General features: G+C 67.4%; 6 protein-coding genes. 2 read left to right on the top strand and 4 right to left on the bottom strand.

Annotation, left to right across the window (positions count from 1 at the left end):
* Nucleotides 1-609: LysR substrate-binding domain-containing protein (locus FKP22_RS19780; protein WP_233446897.1), on the top strand; the 609-nt coding region annotated here is incomplete at its 5' end.
* A 58-nt stretch (nt 610-667) separates the two neighbouring features.
* Nucleotides 668-1,669, top strand: a complete 1,002-nt coding sequence (locus tag FKP22_RS19775) for a catalase family protein (protein WP_141289419.1) — start codon at nt 668-670, stop codon at nt 1,667-1,669.
* 13 nt (nt 1,670-1,682) lie between these two features.
* Here the strand turns inward: FKP22_RS19775 and FKP22_RS19770 are convergent, their stop codons facing one another.
* From FKP22_RS19770 to FKP22_RS19755, 4 genes are all read right to left on the bottom strand, one after another.
* Complete coding sequence (locus FKP22_RS19770) at nt 1,683-3,257, bottom strand: Dyp-type peroxidase (RefSeq protein WP_141289418.1); 1,575 nt, start codon at nt 3,255-3,257, stop codon at nt 1,683-1,685.
* A gap of 35 nt (nt 3,258-3,292) precedes the next feature.
* Nucleotides 3,293-3,994, bottom strand: coding sequence for a hypothetical protein (locus FKP22_RS19765; RefSeq protein ID WP_141289417.1), 702 nt, complete (start codon nt 3,992-3,994; stop codon nt 3,293-3,295).
* Complete coding sequence (locus FKP22_RS19760; RefSeq protein ID WP_211361479.1) at nt 3,984-4,682, bottom strand: hypothetical protein; 699 nt, start codon at nt 4,680-4,682, stop codon at nt 3,984-3,986. The genes FKP22_RS19765 and FKP22_RS19760 overlap by 11 nt, the downstream gene beginning before the upstream one ends.
* A gap of 225 nt (nt 4,683-4,907) precedes the next feature.
* A partial coding sequence (locus tag FKP22_RS19755) for a class I SAM-dependent methyltransferase (protein WP_141289416.1) occupies nt 4,908-5,462 on the bottom strand: 555 nt, incomplete at its 5' end.

Below are 5,462 nucleotides of genomic sequence, written 5' to 3'. Positions count from 1 at the left end.
ACCGCCCACTACTTCGCGCCGCGCCTGCTGCACGCCTTCTGCCAGCGCCACCCGCAGGTGCGGCTGAAGCTCACGGTGGCCAAGCGCAGCGAGGTGCTGGCCATGCTGCAGGAGCACCGCATGGACATCGCCATCGCCGGCCATCCGCCTTCGGAAGCCGACCTGGAAGCGACCCGCTTCGCGCGCCATCCGCACTGCATCGTCGCCGCGCCCAACCATCCATTGGCCGGCCAGCGCGGCCTGAGCTGGGCCGAGCTGCGCGAGGAAAACTTCATCTTCCGCGAGCCCGGCTCGGCCACCCGGCAGTTCCTCGAACACCTGCTGCAGCAGCAGTCCATCCAGGTGCGCGCCGGCCTGGAGCTGGCCGGCAACGAGACCATCAAGCAGGCGGTGATGTGCGGCATGGGCATCAGCTTCCTGTCCGCCCACAGCTTCCAGGTCGAAGCCGAAACCGGCCGCCTGGCCGTGCTCGACGTGCGCGGCATGCCCAAGCACATCGACTGGTGTTTCCTGCAGCGCAGGGACAGCCAGCTGACGGGTGCGAACGCGGCGTTCAGGCAGTTCGTGCTGGATGAAGGGGCGGGGTATGCGGCGTGCCGCTATACCTGATCACCGCTGCGAGGTGTAGGCTTGCACCCGCCCTGCAACCCTTGCCGCGGACTGCACCATGAAGCTTGCCGAGGAAACCATCCCCAGCGGTGAGGCACAGGTCATCGAGGACCTGGTGGCGCGGCTGCAGGCCAAGATCACGCGGGACAACGCGGGCGGGCCGATGCGGCGGGATGCGCATCCGAAGATGCATGGGCTGGTGAAAGCCGAGTTCATCGTCGAGCCCGGCCTGCCGCCGGAGCTGCGGGTGGGCGTGTTCGCCGAGCCGCGCAGCTATCCCGCGTGGATACGCTTTTCCAACCAGGACGGCAGCCTGAACCCGGACAAGGGGCGCGACATCCGTGGCATGGCCATCAAGCTGATGGGCGTGCCGGGCGACAAGCTGCTGGACGAGGAACGGGATGCGCCCACGCAGGACTTCATCCTGATCAGCACGCCTGTTTTCGTGACGCGCGATGCAGCCGAGTTCGATGCGCTGCTGGCCAGCCTGACCGGCAGCGGCTGGGCCAAGCTGGTCTTTTTCCTGACGCATTGGCGGGTCACCTGGAACCTGCTGCGTTCGATGGTGCGCTTTGCCAATCCGCTGCAGATCCGCTACTTCAGCACCACGCCCTACCTGTTCGGCAACACGGCGGTGAAGTATTCGGCCATGCCGCATGTGAGCGTGCCGGACCGCATCCCGGACCGGCCGGATGACGACTACCTGCGCCTGGCGATGCGCCAGCAACTCACGGTCGGCGAGGCGCGCTTCGATTTCGCGGTGCAGCTGCAGGTAGACGCGCAGGCCATGCCGATCGAGGACCCGGGCCATGAGTGGTCGCAGGCCCTGTCACCGTTTCGCAAGGTGGCCAGCATCGTGATTCCAGCGCAGGCATTCGACACCGAGGCGCAGCGCGAGCTGGGCGAGAACCTGTCGTTCACACCCTGGCACGCCTTGCCAGCGCACCGGCCGCTGGGCGGCGTGAACCGGGCGCGCAGGGTCGTCTATGCGGCCATCTCGAAGTACCGCCACGCCTGCAACCAGCAGCCGCGGCGCGAGCCGCAGGGCTGGGACGGCTGAGCGCCCGCCGTGATCAGGTCGGGTCGATGACGCCGGCCGCGATCATGCGCAGCGCCGTGAGGCTGGGCACGAAGAAGTAGTCGCCGCCGCGGGTCTCGACGAAGCGCGGGATGCGGGGCAGGAAGTGCGGGGCGTCGTGGCCGGCGGGGTCGGTCTGCAGCACGGCCTTGCTGGGCTGGGTCGGGTCTTCGCTGTGGTTGCCCAGCAGGATGTCCTTGTCGTTGCCGGCCTTGAAGTCGTTGCCATAGTTCATCCATTGCTGCTGGACGAATTCGAACTGGCGGTTGATGTCGGCATTCACCAGCATGATGACGATGCCGTGGTTGCCGTCGTCGCGGCTGCGGTCCTTCACCTGGCCATAGGGCAGGCCGCGCCGCAGCATGCGGCGGCGGTTGGACAGCGCGCCCGGGGTGTCGAAGGCGTCCACACTTTGCTTCAACGAACCCGGCAGGTCGCCCGGCTCGTGGATCATCTGCAGCGAGCCACGCGGGTTGCAGCGGCGGATGTGGGCGCTGAACGGGCACTTGGCGCCGCTCATGTCCTGGTTGTAGTCGAAGTCGCTCAGCAGGTCGTCGACCTTGGCCATGTCGCCGGCTTTCAGAGCCGCGTAGAACTCGGCGTCAAAGCGCTGCTTGGACGCGGCGTCGGGTGCGCGGGCCAGTGGTGCGCCGTTGTCTCGCCAGCGGCCGGCGAACTTGGCGGCCAGCAGCTCCTTGCCGCCGGGATAGGCGCGGCCCTGCTGTTCGAGGTAGGCCTCGAAGGTGCCCACGTTCTGGTGCAGCTTGCGGTAGATCAAGTAACTGCCATTGCGCGCCAGCAGCCCCGGCTTCGGGCCGGGTGGGTATTCGTGCGCCTCGTCCGGATGGCCGAGCAGGAACTCGCCGGTGGCCAGCGGCGCCCAGGTGCTGCCGGGCATCGGTTTGCCGCGGCCCTTGGTGCTTTGCGCGGACGGCGGCATGCCTTCGAACACCGGGTCGCTGATGCCGTCGGTGTAGCCGAAGTGTTCCTTGGCGACCACTTGCCCGTTCTCCACCAGCGCGTGGGCATCCTGGTAGTCCAGCAACTCGCCATCGTCGCCCACGTTGCCGCCGAGGATCTGCGCGCCGTCGCCGTAGGTCTCGACGATGGACTGCAGCTTTGCGTAGCCCTTTGCCAGTGCTTCGGGGCTGACGGCGTTCAGCGAGGCGAACACATGCACGTCCTGCGTGTCGCGGTGCTTGCGCCAGATCGGGTCCCAGTGCTGCGGCGCGCTGCTGCCGGTGTCGCCGAGGATGTCGCGGCGCTCGCGCATGCCGGCGGCGAACTCGGGCGAAAAGCTCATCAGCGAGGCGGTGGGCAGGCCGAGCTGGGCCAGGCCGGGGTAGGTGAAGGCGAGGTTCAGGGTCCAGTCCGGGCGCGGCATCTGGCCGGGACCGGGGCCCCAGTCCAGCGAGCCGGTGACGTAGCGGGTCAGGTCGCCCACCAGCGCCCGGCCGGCGGCCGGTTGGTGAACGGCCAGGAACACGTAGCGGGCGAGCGGGTAGCCGAAGCGGCCATAGGCCCGCACCAGGTTGCCCTGGATGTCCAACAGGTCCAACTGCTTGGTCATGGGTTGCTCCGGGGATCAGCGGCGATCAAAGGCATTCAAAGGCGGTAGCGGCCGGGCGACCAGGTCGGCCCGGCGATGTTGGGCGGGTCCACGCGCTGCATGAACTCGGCCATGCGCCGGCGCAGCGTGGCCGGGTCCAGGCCCTGGCTGTCGACCGCGAAGCGGGTGAACTCCTGCTTCAGGTAGAGCGCCTTGAGCTGCTCGGCCAGCGGGTCGTCGTTGCTGCCGTTGAAGAACAGCGCGGCCGGCAGTTGGCACTTGCGGATGTAGGCGGCAAAGCTCGAACCGTCGGTGACCTGCTCGAAGCCATGGCACCAGCCCCAGACTTCGCGGATGCGGCCTTCGATGGCGCCCCACATGCCGCGCAGGTAGGCATCGACATCGCCGTCCACCCCGCCATGCAGCTCCGACGAAAAGACCAGGTAGCGGCTCTTCAGGTGATCCTCGGCCGGCAGCACGCTCTTGCGCAAGGCGTTGGGCAGCACCGGCAGCAGGTCCGACAGCGTGTCCAGCACACCGGCACCGGGCAGGGATTGGTGGTAGACATCGTCGAGCACGAAGAAGCGGCACAGGTAGGTGTTGGGCACGCCTGTCATCGGGCTGTTGGGCTCGGTGTTCCAGCCTTGCAGGCGGTCCCGCACGACGTCGGCGTAGGCAATGCCGTCCGAGGTCCAGCCTTCGCGGATGGGGGACAGGGCCGTCAGGGCGTAGGCCCGGCCGCTCACGTTAGCTGGCATGGCTTGCCTCCTGGCCAGCGGTGGGTGCCGGCGGTTTGCCTTCCTTGGGCAGGCTGGCGTGCCAGCGTTCGCGGCGCTCGACCTGGTAGGCCGACATGCTGACGATGGGCGTGGGCGCCATGTCGCCCAGGTCATGCTGCAGCGAGCGCAGCAAGGCCTTGTAGCGTGTCATGAAAGCCTCGTCGCTGACGTCCGAACCTTGCTGGAAGGCCAGCAGTGCGTTACGCACTGCATGCGCGCTCTTCACGTCGTTGGAGGTCGCCAGCGGGTAGGCGTTGTAGTAGTGGATCGTCTCGATCTGGTTGAAGCGGATGTACTGGTGAAACGGCGTCAACGCGATGGAGCGCGGGTAGCGCAGGTTCCACTTCCAGAACATGTCCAGGCCAGCGGGAATAGCGAAGGAGAACGAGTCGACGTACTGGTCCCAGCTGCCATTGAAGTTGCTGAAGAACAGCATGTAGGCGTACTTCAGTTCCTCCCTGGGCTGCTGCGGCGACAGGTGCGGGAACTGCTTCGGACCGATGATCACCCAGCGGGCATAGTGGATCAGCGACAGCGTGATCAGCCCCTTGAGCGTGGACGGGATCTTCAGCGCGACCCAGAAGATCAGCTTGTTCAGCCACGCCGTGTACCAGCGGATCGGCGTGAGCACGTTCATCGCGTAGGCCTTGCCTGCCACGTTCGACATGGGTCCTCCCTCGGATTGCGGGAAAGAATGCCCCCTGAACCGCGGGACGGCGCTTGAGTTTCCTCAAGAGCGCGGCGATGGTACGGCCAAGGCCTTGCCGCCGATACCCCTGATTTCGCGTGGTTCGTGCCGCAAAGAGGCGACGCAGCGACCATCCGTCCTCAAGGCAGAGGGCGCGGCGCGTCGATCTCGTCAATGGGCCAGCCGATGCGCGCCCCGGCGACTTCAGCGCGGTTTGACGAACTTCAGCGTCATGCGGTCGGACTCGCCAATGGCCAGGAACTCGGCCTTGCCCACCTCGCCGCCTTGCAGCGTGGGCGGCAGCGACCAGACGCCGTTCGGGTGCTCGTGCATGTCCTTGGGGTTGGCATTGACTTCGCTGCTGCCGGCCGGTTCGAAGCCGGCGGCACGGGCGCGGGCCACGACGAAGTCCACCGGCACGTAGCCGGTGGCTATCACCTTGGCCAGCGGCGTGCCTGGCGTGGCGCGGTGTTCCTCCACGCCGAGCACGCCACCCGGCTTCAGCACCGCGTAGAAGGCGCGCAGCGTGTCGTCCAGGTTGCCGGCTTCTATCCAGTTGTGGATGTTGCGGAAGGTGAGCACCAGGTCGGCGCCGCCGGGCGGGGCGATGTCGGTGAAGCCCACGGCCGTGGGCATGCTGCCGACCTTGGCATGGCCGTAGACCGCCGGCTCGGCGGCCAGCTTGGCCTCGAAGCGGGCGCGACCCTTGCGCGCGCCCTCGCTGCCGCCGGTGGCGCTGTTGTGCGCCGCGTAATAGTG

This window comes from Ideonella azotifigens, from assembly GCF_006519715.1.
In the GTDB taxonomy this organism is placed as follows: Bacteria; Pseudomonadota; Gammaproteobacteria; order Burkholderiales; family Burkholderiaceae_C; genus Ideonella; species Ideonella azotifigens.
Note: the sequence above shows the minus strand (reverse complement) of the source record. Positions and strands in the feature narration are given on the sequence as shown.

Excerpts from the sequence above, each read along its gene's own strand:
- FKP22_RS19765 (WP_141289417.1), bottom strand. The coding sequence starts at position 3,994 with ATGCCAGCTAACGTGAGCGGCCGGGCCTACGCCCTGACGGCCCTGTCC.
- FKP22_RS19760 (WP_211361479.1), bottom strand. The coding sequence starts at position 4,682 with ATGTCGAACGTGGCAGGCAAGGCCTACGCGATGAACGTGCTCACGCCG.
- FKP22_RS19770 (WP_141289418.1), bottom strand. The coding sequence starts at position 3,257 with ATGACCAAGCAGTTGGACCTGTTGGACATCCAGGGCAACCTGGTGCGG.
- FKP22_RS19775 (WP_141289419.1), top strand. The coding sequence starts at position 668 with ATGAAGCTTGCCGAGGAAACCATCCCCAGCGGTGAGGCACAGGTCATC.